This window comes from Nostoc sp. DedQUE12b (assembly GCF_034530835.1).
GTDB lineage: Bacteria > Cyanobacteriota > Cyanobacteriia > Cyanobacteriales > Nostocaceae > Nostoc.
The window spans coordinates 64,419-80,528 of the sequence record NZ_JAVRCI010000017.1 but is presented as its reverse complement, the minus strand read 5'-3'; the positions used below and the strand labels follow the sequence as shown (position 1 = coordinate 80,528).

The following is a 16,110-nucleotide window of genomic DNA, read 5'->3' as shown; positions in this document are numbered from 1 at the left end:
ATGTATAGATGATTGAAAGTTTGCTGAACACAACCATTAAACCTCGCAGCATCAAACAGTGCTTGTCTGTAAAATAGGAGACTTAACCTGACGTTGACTCGTGACAACCATCTCAATAGGACGATCTGGGCCTGTCACCAAACCACGGCGTTTAGGTCGTACTTCACCTTTATTAACTAGTTCTAATTCCTTGCTAGAAAGGATTTGAGCAAGTGCTAGCTTCATTTCCAACTGGGCGAATGCCAGCCCAATACAGCGTCTAGCACCACCGCCAAAGGGCAAGTATTCATAGGCAGAAAATTGCCGTTCTAAAAATCGTTCTGGCTTAAACTGCTTAGGTTGTGGATAAATATCTTCCCGTTGATGGGTCAGATAAATGGAACCAAGTACGACTGTACCCGGTTCTAGTTCGTAACCACCCAACAATATGGGTGTCTTTACTACCCTGGGAAAAGTGAGTATACCTACTGGGTAAATGCGTAACGTCTCAGAGCAAACAGCGTTGAGATAGGGTAACTTGAAAATGATATTAGGGTCTGGGTTATCGCCCAATCTATCTAATTCTTGCAGTAGCTTTTGGCGCACTGATGGTATTTTGTGAATCCAGTATAATGCCCATGCTAAGGCTGTAGCTGTGGTTTCGTGACCAGCGACCAACAGAGTCACCAATTCATCGCGCAACTCTTCATCAGTCATAGGTTGACCGGCTTCATCCCTAGCAGCCATGAGTAAGCTGAGAATATCTGTGCGTGATGAATCTGCTTGTTCTCGACGTTCTCGAATTTCCTGGTAGATGAGTTCGTCAGCTTCTTGCTGAAGGCGCTTCTGTTTTCCCCAGAAGTTAATCGGGCCAAAATCCCTTTGCAAAGCTGGAAAATAAAGCAAAGCCACACTTAGCCGAGAACTAGCCTTTTCTAAAAGATCGCCCAAAAATTGCTGTAGTTTTTCGGCGCGAGGCCCTTCATATAGCCCAAATACAGCTTGCATAATCACCCGCAGGGTAATAGCTTGAGTAGCAGACCGAATATTAAAGGATTTACCTATTTGGTACTGGCTGATAACTTCTTTGGTGACATCAGTAATTACCTGGCTATAGTTTCGCATTCTTTCGCCGTGAAAAGGAGGCATTAACAATTGCCGTTGGCGTTGATGTTCAGCCCCACTGATGGTAATCACAGAATGCTTACCCAGCAAAGATTCAAACTCCTCATTCATCTCACCAGGTGCTTCTAATTCCTTGGTATCATTTGTCAAAATTTGCTGTTGCGCTTGAGGGTTGCTGACAATCACCAAAGGAGGAAAATTTTTCTCTAATCTGATAGTAAAAATCTCCCCATACCTTTTGGCGCAAGCTTCCATAAATGACATAGGATTGGTAATCCAGCGTAGCATCTGTAGAAGGGCTGGGATTTGCGGCCCATTTGGTAATTTCATAAATTTTTTTTGTTACTTAATATTTTTTTTGCTACTTAAGCTAATTGAAATTCTAGTCGCGTAACCATTTAAAGTACTTATTCTAACGTTGCAAAAAAGCAATAAACTGTTACAACCTCGAAGATGTAAAATTTTTGTTAAATTCAACGAGCATCTACAGTTTCAACTGAATTTTCATGTCATCTGGAAAAGCCCACGAAAAACCTAACTCCCTAACCCCCTTCCCGACGCGAGAAGGGGGAAAATTCAAAGTCTCTTTCCTTTTAGGAGAGAGAAATAGAAGTGAGGTTCCCCAGATACCGTGAAAAGTCAGACAGTTTCATTTAATCGTCAAAAGGTACTCAGCATGACTGCAATTTCCGCAAAGGCATCTTCAGCGCTTCCCAATTTTTCTGAAGGGATTCAATATTTTGGTGAAGCATTACCAGATTTTGAAACTTATGGTGCAACACCTGCTATAGAGTCGGGCAAAATAGCGATCGCATCGACCACAGACAAAGCAGCTGTATATCAAACTTTACTTGCTGCTGATGCCTTACGCTACCTGACTTTACAAGTTACTGGTAGCAAAGCTTCTGGGCATCCCGGCGGATTTGCCAGTCAAGCAGAAGCTTACGCATCTCTTGTCATGCTGGGATACAAAAACATTATTACCGAAGTGGGACACCATGCCCCTGGATTTTATAGTGCCATGTTCTTGGATCGTTCGCTAGAGGACATGGGAATTTTTACAGTCCAAGAATTGCGCGATCGCTTCCGAGAAAAGCACGGACTTTTAGGACACCTTTCTGGTTACATCCCCGGTATTCTCGCACCTGCGGGGCCTTTAGGACAAGGACAACACTTTGCAATGGCGGCTGCACTGTTGCACAAAGATAAGTTGTTCCCCTTTACAGTGGGTGATGGTGGATTGGGTGAGCCTTATATTGTAAGTGCGATCGCTCACTTCCATACAGCTTATCCTGCTGTCACCAACTTTTTACCGGTGTTGGTGTGGAACGGTTACAGCCAAGAACATCACAGCATGGTTTCCCTGAAAACCAACCCAGAGATGCAGGCATATTGGCAAGGTAACGGTTTTGATGAAGTCGTATTAGTGGATGCCAAAGATTTCGACGATCAAAATCAACCAGGGGATTACGTTGATAGTACCGCCTTTTCCTTTGAGAAACGCCTAGAATTTACGCAAGCAGTACTTTCGGGTGTAGATAAAGCAGCGCGATCGGCGTTAGGTGGTAAACTTACCGTCTTCATTATTAAACAACTCAAAGGTGCAGGAGTCCACGCGCGGGGTGCAAAATCTCACAACCTGTATCCTAAAGATACGCTGGATGCGCCCCATATTGTTAGTGCATTGCAAACCCGTGCTTTGTCTGCGGAAGCTTGGCAAATAGTTAGAACAAATGCAGAACGCGCCGGTGGTGGCCCAGCAGCAAAAACTGTGGTGACAGAATTTGAATTTCCATTACCAGAATTAGGCGAATTACCTTTAGAAGAATATGCAGTTGGTGGCGAACCAAAAGTTTCCACAACTGCGATGGGACGATTGGTAGGAATAGTTGGAAATAAAGATCAGAATTTCCTCGTCACCAACGCCGATGGTAATGAAGCATCGGGAATTGCCAACATCAACCAAGCATTAAAGATTATCCACCCGACAACCGACGACTTATATAATCAAGCACCAAATGGACAAGTTTATGAACCATTGAGTGAAGATGCTTGTGCCGGTTTAGCTGCCGGTTTAGCGTTAATGGGCGCGAGAACTTTGTGGTGTTCTTACGAATCTTTTGCCATCAACGGATTACCAATTTGGCAAACTGTAACCCAATCAATGGCAGAATTACGCCGTCAAACTCCCTCGACTATTACTTTATTCACAGCAGGCGCATTAGAGCAAGGGCGCAACGGTTGGACTCACCAACGTCCAGAAATTGAAGCTTACTTTGCTTCCTTGATGCGAAATGGAAATATTTTCCCATTATTTCCGCCTGATGCTAATAGTATTCAAGCTTGTTATGATTGGGCGTTGAAAACTAAGAATAAGGGAATTGTAATTACAGCAAGTAAATCGCCGTTACCAATTCGCACAACTTTAGAAGAAACTCGTCAAGGGTTACGCGATGGTGCAGTGTTATTACATGAAATTGCTGGTGATAAACAAGTTGTATTTGCTGTAATTGGCGATATGACATTAATGCCAGTATTTGAAGCTGCGGCTTTCTTAGAAACTGAAGGTATTGGCGTGAAAATAGTTTCTGTGATCAATCCTCGGCAATTGTACCGTAGTCATGATACTGCATGGGATACCTGTTCTGAACCCGAAGGCGGTTTCTTGGATGATGCCAAATTTGCCGAATTATTTGATGGCGATGCGCTAATTGCTGTTACAGGTGGCGCTGCGGGGATGCTAGAACCAATTCTGTTACGGAGTACAGCCAAGCGCGACACCTTTGCATGGAAACGTGGCGAAACTACAGCCAGTGCTGGAGAGTTGATGGCGTTTAATGGATTGACTGCTGAAGCGTTAACGAAACGTGCGATCGCGTTAGTGCATTAAATGATGTTGCATAAATGCGGGATGATTTTATTGAATTTTCCTTTGCGTAAGATATTCATCCCTAGATTCAGCAACGCCCATTAAATAAAGCTGGAATTGTTTCTACTTTTATCGCATTTATACGTATATAAACGCTGAAATTGCGTCAGAATGCGTATATTTGCGTTTTTTTATTGAAGAGAACTAAGCAAGTAGGAAAAATAGGAGTAGATTTGCTGAAATTCTTTGACAAAAGCTGGTTTTGGAGTCGCAAAAGCTGCTTCCACACAACCAACATATTCTTGAGCCAGAGTCAAAGCTGAAACCCCTAAATTTTTATCTTGAGAAGATAATTCTTGTTTTTGGATTTTCGCAAGTAAAAATTCTACAAAATCTAACGCCTATTGTTGCTTATCGGGAGGTAATATTCTTACCTTGTCTATAAGAATTTCTTCAATGCTCATTTTCTCGAGTGTCTCGCATAAACTAATATATTTTAAACTTTAAAGTATTATTTGGCTGTATGCCTTTAGCTGCGACTTTAATCGTTAGGCACTCAATAGGATAAATTTAGGAAGTATACATCGCACTGTTTACATTAATTTATCAGGCGCGATCCCATCATCTAACTCAAGTTTGAAAGTAGTCTATAATAGGGTCATACAGAAAACTTTCCTCAATTTTAGAAGTTAATTATGGTAATCAAATTTGAAGAAATATATAAAGATATTGATACTTTACCAGAAGAAGCTCAAATATTACTACTAGATTTTATTCAGTTACTCAAAAAGCGTTATCCTCAACCCGAATCAGAAAATCATAGTCAGGAAAAAAGTCTCTACGAAAAGTTTGATGAGATTGGATTAATTGGTTCTTGTTCTGTTGACGAAAATTTATCAACAACCTATAAAGAAGTTTTATCTAAGACATTGGTAACTAAATATGATCATCGTTGATACAGGATTTTGGTTAGCTCTTATTGATAAAAAAGACACTCACCACGAAAGAGCAAAACAAGCTTTAAAACAATATAATGACCCTTTAATTACAACATGGTCTGTTGTCACAGAAACTTGTTATCTTTTGCTAACTCGTAAGGGAATTGACGCTGAAATTATTTTTCTAAATAGTCTGCAACAAGAATTATTTACGATTTTTAATTTAGAACCTCACTATACTGCTCGAATTATTGAATTAATAAAAAAATATGCTGATCTTCCAATGGATTTGGCTGATGCTTCTCTAGTAATTTTAGCAGAACATTTAGGGCATGGACGCATTTTTTCAGTAGATCAGCGTGATTTTAATGCCTATCGCTGGAAGCAAAGTTATCCTTTTGAAAATCTCCTATTTTGAAGTATAAATTATAAATTTATCAGGCGCGATCGCGCAATTTCTCTTCTACCAACGGGACGTACTTGTATACTGTGGAGTGAAACAATTGCCACAGTTTCCCCATCCAATGTGACAAATTCAACTTCATATCCTTTGCCACCTTGATGTACTAAAACAACTGTACCTATATCACCCTCTTCTAAACTATATTCTGGTATATTACTAGTCAGAATAACCCAATCAAGTTCTTGAATCATTCTTCTCTCCGTTTCAGTGGGTATGCTGAAAAAATAGTCAAAGATATTTATGATAGTCATACTATTTCTAACAATGACATTAGTCTGTGAATTATTTACTTGATACCGATACTTGCATTTATTGGATGAAAGATATTAATTCAGTCAGTAATAAAGTTAGAGAAATAGGATGGGAGCAAATTTGTATTTGCAGTATCACCGTTGCTGAGTTGTATTTCGGTGCTTATAATTCTCGACGAGTAGTAGAAAACTTAACTCGTGCAGAAGACTTTATTCAAAACTTACCCGTTGTACCTTTAACCGCTCCTGCTCTCAGAAAGTATGGTGAATTAAAGCAGAACTCCGTAGAATAGGACAAACTATTGGTGAATTTGATTTACTAATTGCTAGTGTTGCAGTTGCAGAAAATTACATTTAGTAACACACAATATTCGTCACTACAGCCGCATTTCTAATTTACAGTTGGAAAACTGGATTTCACCTTAAAAATATTAAGTAGTTTACACTTTTGACTTAACTGCTTGCTGTGATGCTTGTAAAGTCTGAGGCAAACTCCAGTCGGGACGCAAGCTAGCGGCGTTGCGTAAATAGATATGATGAATTGAGGCGGAGGCTGGCAGATAAGCGTGGATTAAAAAGCGAATGCAGCGCTGTAAGCTGCCTTCAACGTGCATTTGCTGCACATCCAACATAGCCACATTATCCCAACCAGGACGCACTCTTGCGATCGCAGCTGGAAAAACTGCATCCAAATCGCGTGTCACAGAAAAAGTCACACTAATGATATCCGTTGGCTGGAATTGATTCCGGTTTTCCAGTTCATTTAGTAGTTCTGTAACTACCTCTCGGATTGTCTCAACAGTATTTTCTGAAGCGGTTGTTGCTCCGCGAATAGCCCGCATTTGCCAGTCCACGCCAAAATCCTCCTTAAAACACAAAAGTGAGGAGTTAAGAGTTGAGAATGAAAAGTTAGGATTTTTAACTCCTAACTCCTCACTCATAACTCCTAACTCATATTTAGGGTCGATATAACCACAGAGGTAAACCACTAGTAGACATTTCAAATTCGAGCCAATCAATACCAGCCCCAATTCCTGATGAAAACTGACGACTTCCTGGTATAAAGCGACTCAATAAGGGTTTACGTTCTTCTAGGGTATAGCAGAGAGTTTTTTCTGGATCGAGACCAACCAGTTCTGCTGTCCAGCGACGGGCATCTTCTTCTGTGCCCAGACGGTCTACAACACCCAAGGCTAGGGCTTGCTGTCCAGTAAAAATCCGACCATCGGCAAAACTTTTTACAGCTTCTACCGTTAAAGATCGACCATCAGCTACCGTTTGGACAAACTGCTGATAACTTGTGTCAATCAACTCTTGCAAGATGTTTTCTTCTGGTTCGGTCAGTTGCCGATCAAAAGCCAAAATGTCTTTATAAGGACCAGACTTAATTACCTGGAAGGAAACACCAACTTTTTCTAGCAAGCGTTCCAAGTTATTCCCACGCAGAATCACACCAATACTACCCGTAATCGTACCTGGGTTAGCGATGATGTGTTCGGCTCCCATACCGATGTAGACTCCTCCAGAAGCCGAAATATTGCCAAAGCTAGCGACGATTTTGATTTTCTCGCGCAGACGCTTTAGGGCACTGTAGATTTCTTGGGAATCTCCAACTGTACCGCCAGGACTATCGATACGTAGCAATAAAGCCGGAAACTTTTTTTCTTCTACAGTTTTCAGCGCTTCTAGGACGCGTTTGCGAGTAGCACTGGCGATCGCACCAGTAATTTCAATCCGCGCAATTTGTTTTCTAAACTTGGGCTTAAACGGCCAAACCATGAGCTGTCAACATACCTCGTAATAAATTCAATATAAGATCCCCAACGGTCGGACGACCTGCTTTCCTCTGTTAAGAAACATGAGCAAGCATTGTGTTCATCAAAATTTTAAGGAAATTTTTATATTTTTCAGTGAGTTTTATTTGATATTCTCAATTAATGCTAATCAAACCCTTAAAGATTACGGCTAGCACAAAATGCCAAACTCTAGTTTAGCGTTAACCTGATGATTTAGAAAGGCTATTTTAGCTATTTTGCAAAATTCAAAGCTCTCAATGCCTTGTTATTCTGGCTTTTTGAATGTTTGAGGACTGATTTTACTAAGGTCGCACACGTTTACTAGTTGTCAGTAATTAATAACTAATAACTAAAGAATATATAAATATTTAATCAATTACTTCGACACTCAATTTAATTAATACAAATTCATTCAGCAACACTAATCTCTATTTAGGTTAAGACTAGTAGTACTTTCACTCTGGGAAATATGACTTTTTTCTGTCTTCTACAGCCCAATAATCTCCTGATGAAGCGATTTCACTACTCAAGAATCTATACGTAAGATTTGATACCGATAATACACGAACATATCAAACAACGCCCCAACGAAACTACAGGTTAAGCTAATTACAAATAATCCGCGTAGGGGAGTTCCACTGCCGAAGGTGGCGAGAAAATGCATAATCTCAGTAGCGATCGCCTCAGTTAAGTCTTGTAAGCCAGGGAAGTGACCAACGAGGGATAGAAGGAGCAATCCGCCGCCAACAAAAAATATGGGAACGATAAAACTAAAAATGATTGTAAGTACTAGGGAGCGGAGAAAGTTAGTAAAAATAGTCATTTAAGACAAACTCCGTGAGTAGAGAAGACAAAAGCTGAATAGCGGTTTGTCATTTTCTACAATACGGGCGATCGCTCCAGAGCAGCGAATCTGTCAAAAATCTTAAGTTTTCATTAAAATAAAAGGCTAGCAGTTACAGCCCATGCTGGGGATAAAAAAGCGGCGAAAATCTACAAAACCCTTGCAAAATGGAGATTATAACCAAGGTACTACTTATTTATTGCTTTGCAGCACATTTAAGAATAGCTTCATTTTCTGAGAACACCTTTAATCTAAGTTAATATTTAGCCTCCTTGAGGAAGTGGGGAGCAGGGGAGATGAGGGAGATGAGGGGACAAAGGGACAAGGAGATAAACAAAACTCTTAACTTCTAACTCTTAACTCCTAACTCAGCACTCAGCACTCCTAATGCCCCATTCCCCATTCCCATGACTTCCGCTATTCTTAAGGCAGTTACCGAGTTAGCTACAGAACATTGAACCAGACTACATCCAAATCCAGTTTAGGGGAATGGAGTCAGCGGCTGCTGGCGGCGATTTTTCTGGGTGGGCAAGTACTAGTTCACCTATTGAGAGGCAAAATCCATCGGCGCAACACCTTAGAACAAATGGCAGCAGTTGGGCCAGATTCCTTATTTATTGCCCTATTGACAGCTATTTTCGTTGGCGCAGTGTTTACCATTCAGGTGGCGCGGGAATTTATCAACTTTGGCGCAGGAAACATTATCGGCGGAGTCCTTTCTGTAGCGTTGACACGAGAACTCACTCCTGTGTTGACAGCAGTGATTTTGGCCGGGCGAGTCGGTTCTGCTTTTGCAGCAGAAATCGGTACCATGCGAGTCTCAGAACAAATCGATGCCATGTTGATGTTGAGAACAGATCCAATTGATTACCTGGTTATCCCCCGCGTTCTTGCTTGCTGTTTCATGCTACCAATTTTAACCCTTCTGTCTTTAGTGACAGGGATGTTCGGAGGATTTTTAGTTGCGACAAATATCTACAACCTGTCTGATACGGTATTTCTCGACTCAGCCCGTAACTTTCTTGGCATCTGGGATATTTTTAGCGCCATGATTAAAGCTTGTTGTTTTGGCATTTTAATTGCTGTAATTGGTTGCAGTTGGGGGTTGACGACAACAGGAGGTGCCAAAGGTGTAGGACAGTCAACTACAACAGCTGTTGTGACTGCCTTGCTGATTATATTTGTGAGCAACTTCTTTCTTTCTTGGTTAATGTTTCAGGGGACTGGCAGTGCATTCATAGGGCTATAAAAGTTAGAAGTGAGGAGTTATGAGTTATGAGTTAAAATTCCTCACTCTTAACTCTTAACTCTAACTTCTAACTCCTGACTCCTAAAATAGGAGAGATGCCTAATAAACAAAGCAGGATTTAAGACTGTGACCAGTTCATTTGCTTCTAACTCCACATCAACTGTGGAACTCAAGCCTAGTTACAACATACCGATAGTGTTAGTGATTGCCGCGATTCCACTATTGTTGGTACAACCTTGGGTAGGCTCCGTTCTCACGCTGTTTGGTTTGTTTCTCATGTTTCAGGCGTTAACGCTGCGTTTGCAATTTACCGCTACTGACTTAGATATTTACAGAGGCGAAAAATTGATTCGACGCTTTCCCTACCAAGAATGGCAAAACTGGCGGATCTTTTGGAATAGAGTCCCCATTTTGTTTTACTTTAAAGAAATTAAAAGTATTCACTTTTTGCCAATTTTATTTGACCCCAACACCTTGAAAACTTGTTTAGAACAACGTTGTCCGCGTATTTAGTGCTGAGTGCCATCTGTTCTGAGTCGTTTTGATATAGACTCAGACAGAACTCAGCACTCATGCTCAGGACTTTTATGGCAGGTCAATTGTAATATTTCTGAAAGCTATTTATTCGCGTCATAGGAATTACACTATTGTTTATGAACCCAGAGGCATCTCAAACCCCAGAACCAATTGATGAGCGGTTGACAGAAAAACCAGAAGAGAACAATGCAGTTGAACATCCGGTAAATCCATCAGTTGAGTCAGTGGTAGACACAAAAGCCATTAGCTCATCATCAGAGGACTACACAAATTTTGAGCCACTCATTTCCAGTGCAGAAGTGGTAGATTCTACAGTAGAGCTAACAGAAAATTCCAATGGCGAGTTTGTAGCGCAATTAGAACCGGAAAATGTCGCCCTGGGGTCTGATATAGAATCAGGAAATTATTCATTATATGTAGAAGCAGAGCAGCGGATAGCAGAGTTGCAGAGTACTGAAGTAGCTCTCAAGTCAGAAATAGCCAAGCTGCAAGCTTCTTACGAAAAGCTTCAGACACAGGTGAGTGAAACTCAAACCTCACTAGGGCGACTCGTGCAAGAGTCGCTGGTGCAGTTAGAACAACGCAAACAAACGCTGCAAATTTCTGTAGAACAACTAGAACGCCGTCAAGAACGTATCCGCAATGAGATGCGAACCACTTTTGCTGGTACATCCCAAGACTTGGCAATTCGGGTGCAAGGTTTTAAAGACTATCTCACGGGTAGCTTACAGGATTTGGCCTCTGCTGCTGAACAGCTGCAACTGACGCCAAGTGTGGTAGAAAGAGAAAGGCCAGCTGTAAAAGAGGCTAAACCAGCTGAACCCCAACCTGGAATACCCCAATTTGCCCAACAGCAGTTTCAAGATACGACAAAGCAAATTCGCCGCCTCATTGACCAATACCGTAATAAACCAGATTACTACGGGCCACCGTGGCAACTACGGCGTACCTTTGAACCAATCCACGCTGAACGAATCTCCAACTGGTTTTTTACCCAAGGAGGACGGGGTGGTTTGCGGACAATGGGTAGCCGATTACAAAATATTTTGATTGCCTCAGCTGCAATTTCGATATTACACAAGCTGTATGGCGATCGCGTCCGTACTTTAGTCTTAGCTAATACACCGGAGCGATTAGGTGAATGGCGGCGCGGCTTGCAAGATTGTCTAGGAATCGGTCGCCCAGATTTCGGCCCAGACCGGGGTGTGGTATTATTTGAGGCATCTGACGCTCTCGCCCAAAAAGCAGACCGATTGACGAAAGCCAATCAATTGCCTTTAATTATCATTGACGATTCAGAAGAACAAATCAGTTTGTCACTGTTGCAATTTCCCCTATGGTTAGCCTTTGCCCCTGACCCCAAAATGATGAGAAACTATGATGATGACTTTTAAATGAGTCATTAGTCATTAGTCATTGGGCATTGGGCATTGGTCAAGAGTAATATCTCTTGACTTTTTTGAATTTTGAATTTTGAATTTTGAATTTTATTATGGCTATTTGGTTAACTCTGTGCGGAGCAATTGTGGTCATAGCTTACCTGCTGGGTTCTTTTCCCACTGGCTACATTGCTGTGAAGCAGTTAAAAGGTATTGATATTCGGGCAGTTGGTTCCGGTTCCACTGGCGCAACTAATGTACTAAGAACCTTGGGCAAAGGGCCAGGAGCATTGGTTTTAGTACTTGATTCCTTAAAGGGAGTATTAGCGATCGCTCTAGTTTATTGGTTGTTCAACTTTGAACCAATTAAAAATTATATCCCTCCAACGGTAGATGCACAACTGTGGCAACCGTGGTTCGTAACAATATCTGGGTTAGCTGCCATCCTGGGACATAGTAAATCAATTTTTTTAGGCTTTACTGGTGGTAAATCTGTTGCTATCAGCTTGGGGATTTTGTTAGCAATGAGTTGGCAGGTAGGTTTAGCAACAGCGGGTGTGTTTGCCGTCGTTGTGGCGATATCGCGGATTGTCTCTTTAAGTTCAATTGCAGGCGCGATCGCAGTTTCCATTTTCATGGTACTTTTGCATCAACCTTTACCCTATATTCTGTTTGGGATTGCCGGTGGGTTGTATGTAATTTTGCGCCATCGCACTAATATTGAACGACTGTTTGCGGGAACGGAGCCAAAAATTGGGCAACCTGTAGCGACAGAACCCGAACAAACTGCATCATAGGTAAGCGAGAGCTGCTTTCAGAATTACTGTATTGATATTTTAGGCTTACGAACGAACATTGCCTTTAATCAAACGGTGGAAAAGGCGGCAAGGCCACCAAAAAGCTCCACAAATAGTCACTGAGGCGATGGCGGCCAGAACTCGCCAACTTGAACTAGACCGAGTGTCAGACTCTGAAGGATGAGCTTGTGTGTTTTTAGCTAGTTCTGGCATTGAATGAGATAGCTGACTGGCTGTACTCACCCCTTCAATCGCTGCTCCAATTAGATAAGCTACTAGGGCAATTACTAGCCAGTTATTCATAATATTCCACTGTTTGAACTCTGAGCGTATGCTTGGCAGCGAGCAATAATTTGATTTTTCGGACTAATGATTGCCGCCTTGCCCTAAAGATAATCGACCTTCAGCCGTATCACGAATTAGGGGCAGTTTAGATTTTATATAAGTATTGAGGGTGCTATCTGCCTGGGAATCAAGCCCCTGCTTCGCTTTTAACTGCTGGAGAAGCAATTGTACTAAAGCAGCATCGTCAAACTGGAGCAGGGTGTTGACCTGGGTAGACTCGATTACAGCCCAAAGCTGCTGCATCATTTTCGCTGTCACCATGAGTCTGTAACCTCTTAAGCTTTTCTTTATATTTACACGATTTTGGAATTTGTGGTTAGTTTTTGTCTGAAGATTTATAAAGATGTCGGCTAAAAATGCCTGAATCATTTAAATCTGTTAACTTATAGCGTTTTTCAATTGATTGAACTGCAACACTAGCCCACACTTCAGCTTAACGGTGCTATGTAAAGAAATAAAACTGCCCAAAGGCTTAAATCTTCCCTAAGCGTTTTTTAGGAGGAGGCAATTATAGGAGGGCTTTTGATCGGCCACAATGCAGATATACGTAGGTATTAATGCTTTTTTTCGAGGGGAAACTTCTGTGGCTATCAGGTAATTTTGCTAGAACTTTATTGTAAAACTCTCGAACAAGCTGCTTCCTGTCCAGAAGGATCGGGAAAAACTGCTAAGGTGTGATATTCAGGATCATCTGTTTTATATATCACTTTAAAAGTATACAACTTGTTTTTACCTTGGGCTTCGGTAACAACAGTTAAAAGTGTATTGCTAGTGGGAGGAAGTCCAGGAATGTCTAGTTTTTGAATTCGTCTGAGCTGAATTACATTTGCTGCGGAGTTTTTACAATCTCCTGAACTACTATTAGCTTCTTGACCAAACTGCATACATACTGGCCCATCAAAATCCATAGTTACTTGTGATGGATCATTTAACCAAACTTTTTTAATTACTTCTCCAGCCGGAATAAAACTTAAGTTTGTTCCTTGTTGATACCAAACGTCGACCGTAGGTACTAGTCCCCCTAAACCTTGTGCTTGGCAGGAAAATATGGAACGCAGAACGGCGTTATTAGCTACAGCGCGACCCACCAACCAGAACATAGCAACCGAGAAAATTAAGGAAGCTACAGGTAGGAAACAAGAACGTTTTGGGCTATTTCCTGACAATTTAATATTCTTTTTCATGGTTGCAAATATCTAAAATTGGTATAAATCCTACCCCTTAAAATTGAGTTGGTTGATTAACATATATTTCAATATTTGTGCCTGCTGGCAAAAACCAAACACCACCTTGTTGAGACATTTGGGCGATCGCCTGTTGATTGCGTTGGGCAATTTGGGGTACTACAGTGTTCATACCACCTTCTAGAATTCCGGCTGCAAGGTCGCGTTTATTCTCAGTCTCACTAACAAGTCCAGTGGAGGTGTTGGTGGTGGTATCGTTAGGGTCTTCGGTGCTAGTGTTGGGAGATTTTGATTCTATGGAATATGGCACGAGTTTTGTATCAGGACGATTTACTAACTCTGCTGCTTTAGCAATACCTCCCAAAACAAATAGTCCTGCATCCATCGAGGCTATAGACGAACTTTGACCGGGATATTTATTTGCGATTAAAGGTTTACCTTCGGTACCGCGAAGAATAATTGCATTGTTGGGTAAGCTTCGTTCTGTGGGGTTGCCATTATTTTGCGAGATAACTTTGACTACGTTCATCTGCAAAAGACCTTGTTCGGAAAGCGAACCAATTTCAGCTAGGAATTCGGTGTTTGCGGGTAGAGCGATCGCACCATCGGTAGATTTTAATGGTTCTTTCAATCGGATCACAAATACGTTTTTCGCTTCTTCTGCATCACCACCACCGCCTGATCTATTAGTAGTTTCTCCAAAGATTGCTGTCGCCAACACAGCTTTGGCACTACTCCCAACTGCTACAGATTTCTGTCCCTGCGGTTGGGCTTGACTGACCGCAGAATTGTCCGGTTGTGGGGTTTCCTCTTGCTGCGGCTGCGCATTGTTTGCAGGTTCCAAAGTAGCTATGTTACTAGTCGGTTGATTGCTAGGATTGACTTGACCATAGCTACCTAACTTTGCTAACCTTGCCCACTCTGCAAATGGGCTTGGTGGAGGTGGTGGAGTTACATTAACTACTGGTTGAGTGGGGTTCACAACTGGTAGCTGAGGCGATAGCGAAGGTTGAGAAGCAGGTACTCTAATGACGCGCTCAACTGTCACTGTCCGAGGGACGTAAGGTGTTGGTGGGGGTGTTGGGATCACTTTCTGTCTAACTGACGGTTGTTGTAAGGCTACTGTCGGCGTTGATTTGGCAATTCTCAGCTGTTGTTGGGCAGCTTTCACCATCTGTGCTTGTTCAGTCAGGGCTAATTTCGTTTTGAGAGTATCTACTTGGGCTTCCATCTGTTGAGAGATAGATTCATCAGTAGGCTGCTCTTGCACTGGTGGAGAAACAATAGTTTTTGGCTTTTGATTGCTGCCACTCATCAACTGAGACAAAAACACACCACCTACCAAAACAATCGCTAAGGTAGCAGCCCCTACCAAGCCTAACTTTGCAAAGGGATTAGATGAGAGTGCTTGCTTAGTCTGAACTTCTTGCGGTTGAGAAAGCGGCTCTGACAGCGTTGCAGAGTCTTCCAATCCTTGGGTATCACTAGAAGAAAATTCTTCTTCAAAGCCGACCAACCTTGACATCCGCGATTCCCAATCTACAGATTCTACTTCTGGTTGGTGATCGTCGGTAGTTAAAGTAAATCCATTTTGGGGAGGCGTTTGGGCAGGAATTGAGTATCGGGTCATGGTAGAGCCTAGTTTGGATTTCCAGAACAATTATTATCTTTAATTTCACATATATTATAAATTTCTAATCTGGATTCTCCAAGGCGATAAGCTGCAAACTGCGATGGTAATGCTGCATTTGGTAGTGAAGTTACAGGTTGATCTATTGCTCTAACTAAAATTTGTTTATTAAAGGAAACTGATTTTCCTAATTTATCATAACTGTTAAAAATTAATTGATTGGCAAGTATCTCTACTTTCCACTTGCCATTACTTATTTCTTTCGGTTGAGAAACTTTTTGGATTACTAAGACATTCTCCGCTCCTCTATTAACATTTTCAAATTGGCTATCTGGATTTAAATTAGTAATTTCTGCCTTAAGTTTTTCTTTAAAATCATCAGCTACCAGTTGGGAGGTAATTTCCCAGACTTGTGTTGGTGGCTGTTGTTGTGACCAGGTAAGCATTAAACTCATAGTTTCACCCACAAAGCGCCGAATCGTCTCTGGTTGCCGCTCTAAATTGGGTTGGGGGTCTACCGTTATAGCATGACCATCAACAAGTTGCACTAAACTTTGAGGAGTGAGTTGTCGACCTAACTGTTGTAACATAGACCCATGAAATATTAGTAACAGCAAGGTAAATAGATGTAACCCAAAGGTTCCTACTGCTAACAACGGTAAGGGGCTATTTTTTTTATTTTCTGGCTTGAGTAATTGCATTAATAATTAATCGTATAAATTTA

General features: G+C 41.6%; 18 protein-coding genes. 8 read left to right on the top strand and 10 right to left on the bottom strand.

Annotation, left to right across the window (positions count from 1 at the left end; translation table 11 throughout):
• Window positions 1–51: 51 nt before the first annotated feature.
• Window positions 52–1,434: a cytochrome P450 gene (locus RMY16_RS11585; RefSeq protein WP_322736478.1), complete on the bottom strand. Its 1,383-nt coding sequence runs from the start codon at window positions 1,432–1,434 to the stop codon at window positions 52–54.
• A gap of 346 nt (window positions 1,435–1,780) precedes the next feature.
• Between RMY16_RS11585 and RMY16_RS11580 the strand changes: the two genes are divergently transcribed.
• From RMY16_RS11580 to RMY16_RS11570, 3 genes are all read left to right on the top strand, one after another.
• Window positions 1,781–3,994 (top strand): phosphoketolase, encoded by a 2,214-nt coding sequence (locus RMY16_RS11580; protein ID WP_322736477.1) that lies wholly within the window; start codon window positions 1,781–1,783, stop codon window positions 3,992–3,994.
• A 674-nt stretch (window positions 3,995–4,668) separates the two neighbouring features.
• Complete coding sequence (locus RMY16_RS11575) at window positions 4,669–4,929, top strand: DUF2281 domain-containing protein (protein ID WP_322736476.1); 261 nt, start codon at window positions 4,669–4,671, stop codon at window positions 4,927–4,929.
• Window positions 4,916–5,329 (top strand): type II toxin-antitoxin system VapC family toxin, encoded by a 414-nt coding sequence (locus tag RMY16_RS11570; protein WP_322736475.1) that lies wholly within the window; start codon window positions 4,916–4,918, stop codon window positions 5,327–5,329. Before RMY16_RS11575 ends, RMY16_RS11570 begins: the two co-directional genes overlap by 14 nt.
• Window positions 5,330–5,337: 8 nt before the next feature.
• On the opposite strand, the gene RMY16_RS11565 is transcribed toward RMY16_RS11570, so the two are convergent.
• A complete protein-coding gene (locus RMY16_RS11565; protein WP_322736474.1) occupies window positions 5,338–5,625 on the bottom strand; it encodes a DUF4926 domain-containing protein in 288 nt (95 codons plus the stop codon).
• A 26-nt stretch (window positions 5,626–5,651) separates the two neighbouring features.
• Between RMY16_RS11565 and RMY16_RS11560 the strand changes: the two genes are divergently transcribed.
• Window positions 5,652–5,918 (top strand): PIN domain-containing protein, encoded by a 267-nt coding sequence (locus tag RMY16_RS11560; RefSeq protein ID WP_322736473.1) that lies wholly within the window; start codon window positions 5,652–5,654, stop codon window positions 5,916–5,918.
• 147 nt (window positions 5,919–6,065) lie between these two features.
• Here the strand turns inward: RMY16_RS11560 and aroH are convergent, their stop codons facing one another.
• The 3 genes from aroH to RMY16_RS11545 form a co-directional block, all read right to left on the bottom strand.
• Window positions 6,066–6,479, bottom strand: a complete 414-nt coding sequence (aroH, locus tag RMY16_RS11555; RefSeq protein ID WP_322667975.1) for a chorismate mutase — start codon at window positions 6,477–6,479, stop codon at window positions 6,066–6,068.
• Between the two features lie 103 nt (window positions 6,480–6,582).
• Window positions 6,583–7,404 carry a signal peptide peptidase SppA gene (gene sppA, locus RMY16_RS11550; RefSeq protein ID WP_322667976.1) on the bottom strand — a complete coding sequence of 274 codons (822 nt, stop codon included), beginning with the start codon at window positions 7,402–7,404 and terminating at the stop codon, window positions 6,583–6,585.
• A gap of 543 nt (window positions 7,405–7,947) precedes the next feature.
• Window positions 7,948–8,244, bottom strand: coding sequence for a hypothetical protein (locus tag RMY16_RS11545; RefSeq protein WP_322736471.1), 297 nt, complete (start codon window positions 8,242–8,244; stop codon window positions 7,948–7,950).
• 475 nt (window positions 8,245–8,719) lie between these two features.
• Between RMY16_RS11545 and RMY16_RS11540 the strand changes: the two genes are divergently transcribed.
• The 4 genes from RMY16_RS11540 to plsY all read left to right on the top strand — a co-directional run bounded on the left by RMY16_RS11540 (window position 8,720) and on the right by plsY (window position 12,227).
• Window positions 8,720–9,514, top strand: coding sequence for an MlaE family lipid ABC transporter permease subunit (locus RMY16_RS11540; protein ID WP_322667978.1), 795 nt, complete (start codon window positions 8,720–8,722; stop codon window positions 9,512–9,514).
• 126 nt (window positions 9,515–9,640) lie between these two features.
• A complete protein-coding gene (locus RMY16_RS11535; RefSeq protein WP_322671307.1) occupies window positions 9,641–10,027 on the top strand; it encodes a DUF3119 family protein in 387 nt (128 codons plus the stop codon).
• 140 nt (window positions 10,028–10,167) lie between these two features.
• Window positions 10,168–11,445 (top strand): DUF3086 domain-containing protein, encoded by a 1,278-nt coding sequence (locus RMY16_RS11530; RefSeq protein WP_322736490.1) that lies wholly within the window; start codon window positions 10,168–10,170, stop codon window positions 11,443–11,445.
• 98 nt (window positions 11,446–11,543) lie between these two features.
• The gene (plsY, locus tag RMY16_RS11525; protein WP_322736470.1) at window positions 11,544–12,227 is read left to right on the top strand and encodes a glycerol-3-phosphate 1-O-acyltransferase PlsY; all 684 of its coding nucleotides are present in this window, start codon (window positions 11,544–11,546) and stop codon (window positions 12,225–12,227) included.
• 45 nt (window positions 12,228–12,272) lie between these two features.
• Here plsY and RMY16_RS11520 read toward each other — a convergent pair whose 3' ends face one another.
• The 5 genes from RMY16_RS11520 to RMY16_RS11500 form a co-directional block, all read right to left on the bottom strand.
• Window positions 12,273–12,530: a hypothetical protein gene (locus RMY16_RS11520; RefSeq protein WP_322736469.1), complete on the bottom strand. Its 258-nt coding sequence runs from the start codon at window positions 12,528–12,530 to the stop codon at window positions 12,273–12,275.
• Between the two features lie 63 nt (window positions 12,531–12,593).
• Complete coding sequence (locus RMY16_RS11515; RefSeq protein ID WP_194043059.1) at window positions 12,594–12,833, bottom strand: hypothetical protein; 240 nt, start codon at window positions 12,831–12,833, stop codon at window positions 12,594–12,596.
• Between the two features lie 350 nt (window positions 12,834–13,183).
• Window positions 13,184–13,756, bottom strand: a complete 573-nt coding sequence (locus RMY16_RS11510) for a hypothetical protein (protein WP_322736467.1) — start codon at window positions 13,754–13,756, stop codon at window positions 13,184–13,186.
• A 37-nt stretch (window positions 13,757–13,793) separates the two neighbouring features.
• A complete protein-coding gene (locus tag RMY16_RS11505; protein WP_322736466.1) occupies window positions 13,794–15,386 on the bottom strand; it encodes a TrbI/VirB10 family protein in 1,593 nt (530 codons plus the stop codon).
• Window positions 15,387–15,394: 8 nt separating this feature from the next.
• A complete protein-coding gene (locus RMY16_RS11500) occupies window positions 15,395–16,087 on the bottom strand; it encodes a hypothetical protein (RefSeq protein WP_322736465.1) in 693 nt (230 codons plus the stop codon).
• Window positions 16,088–16,110: the final 23 nt, after the last annotated feature.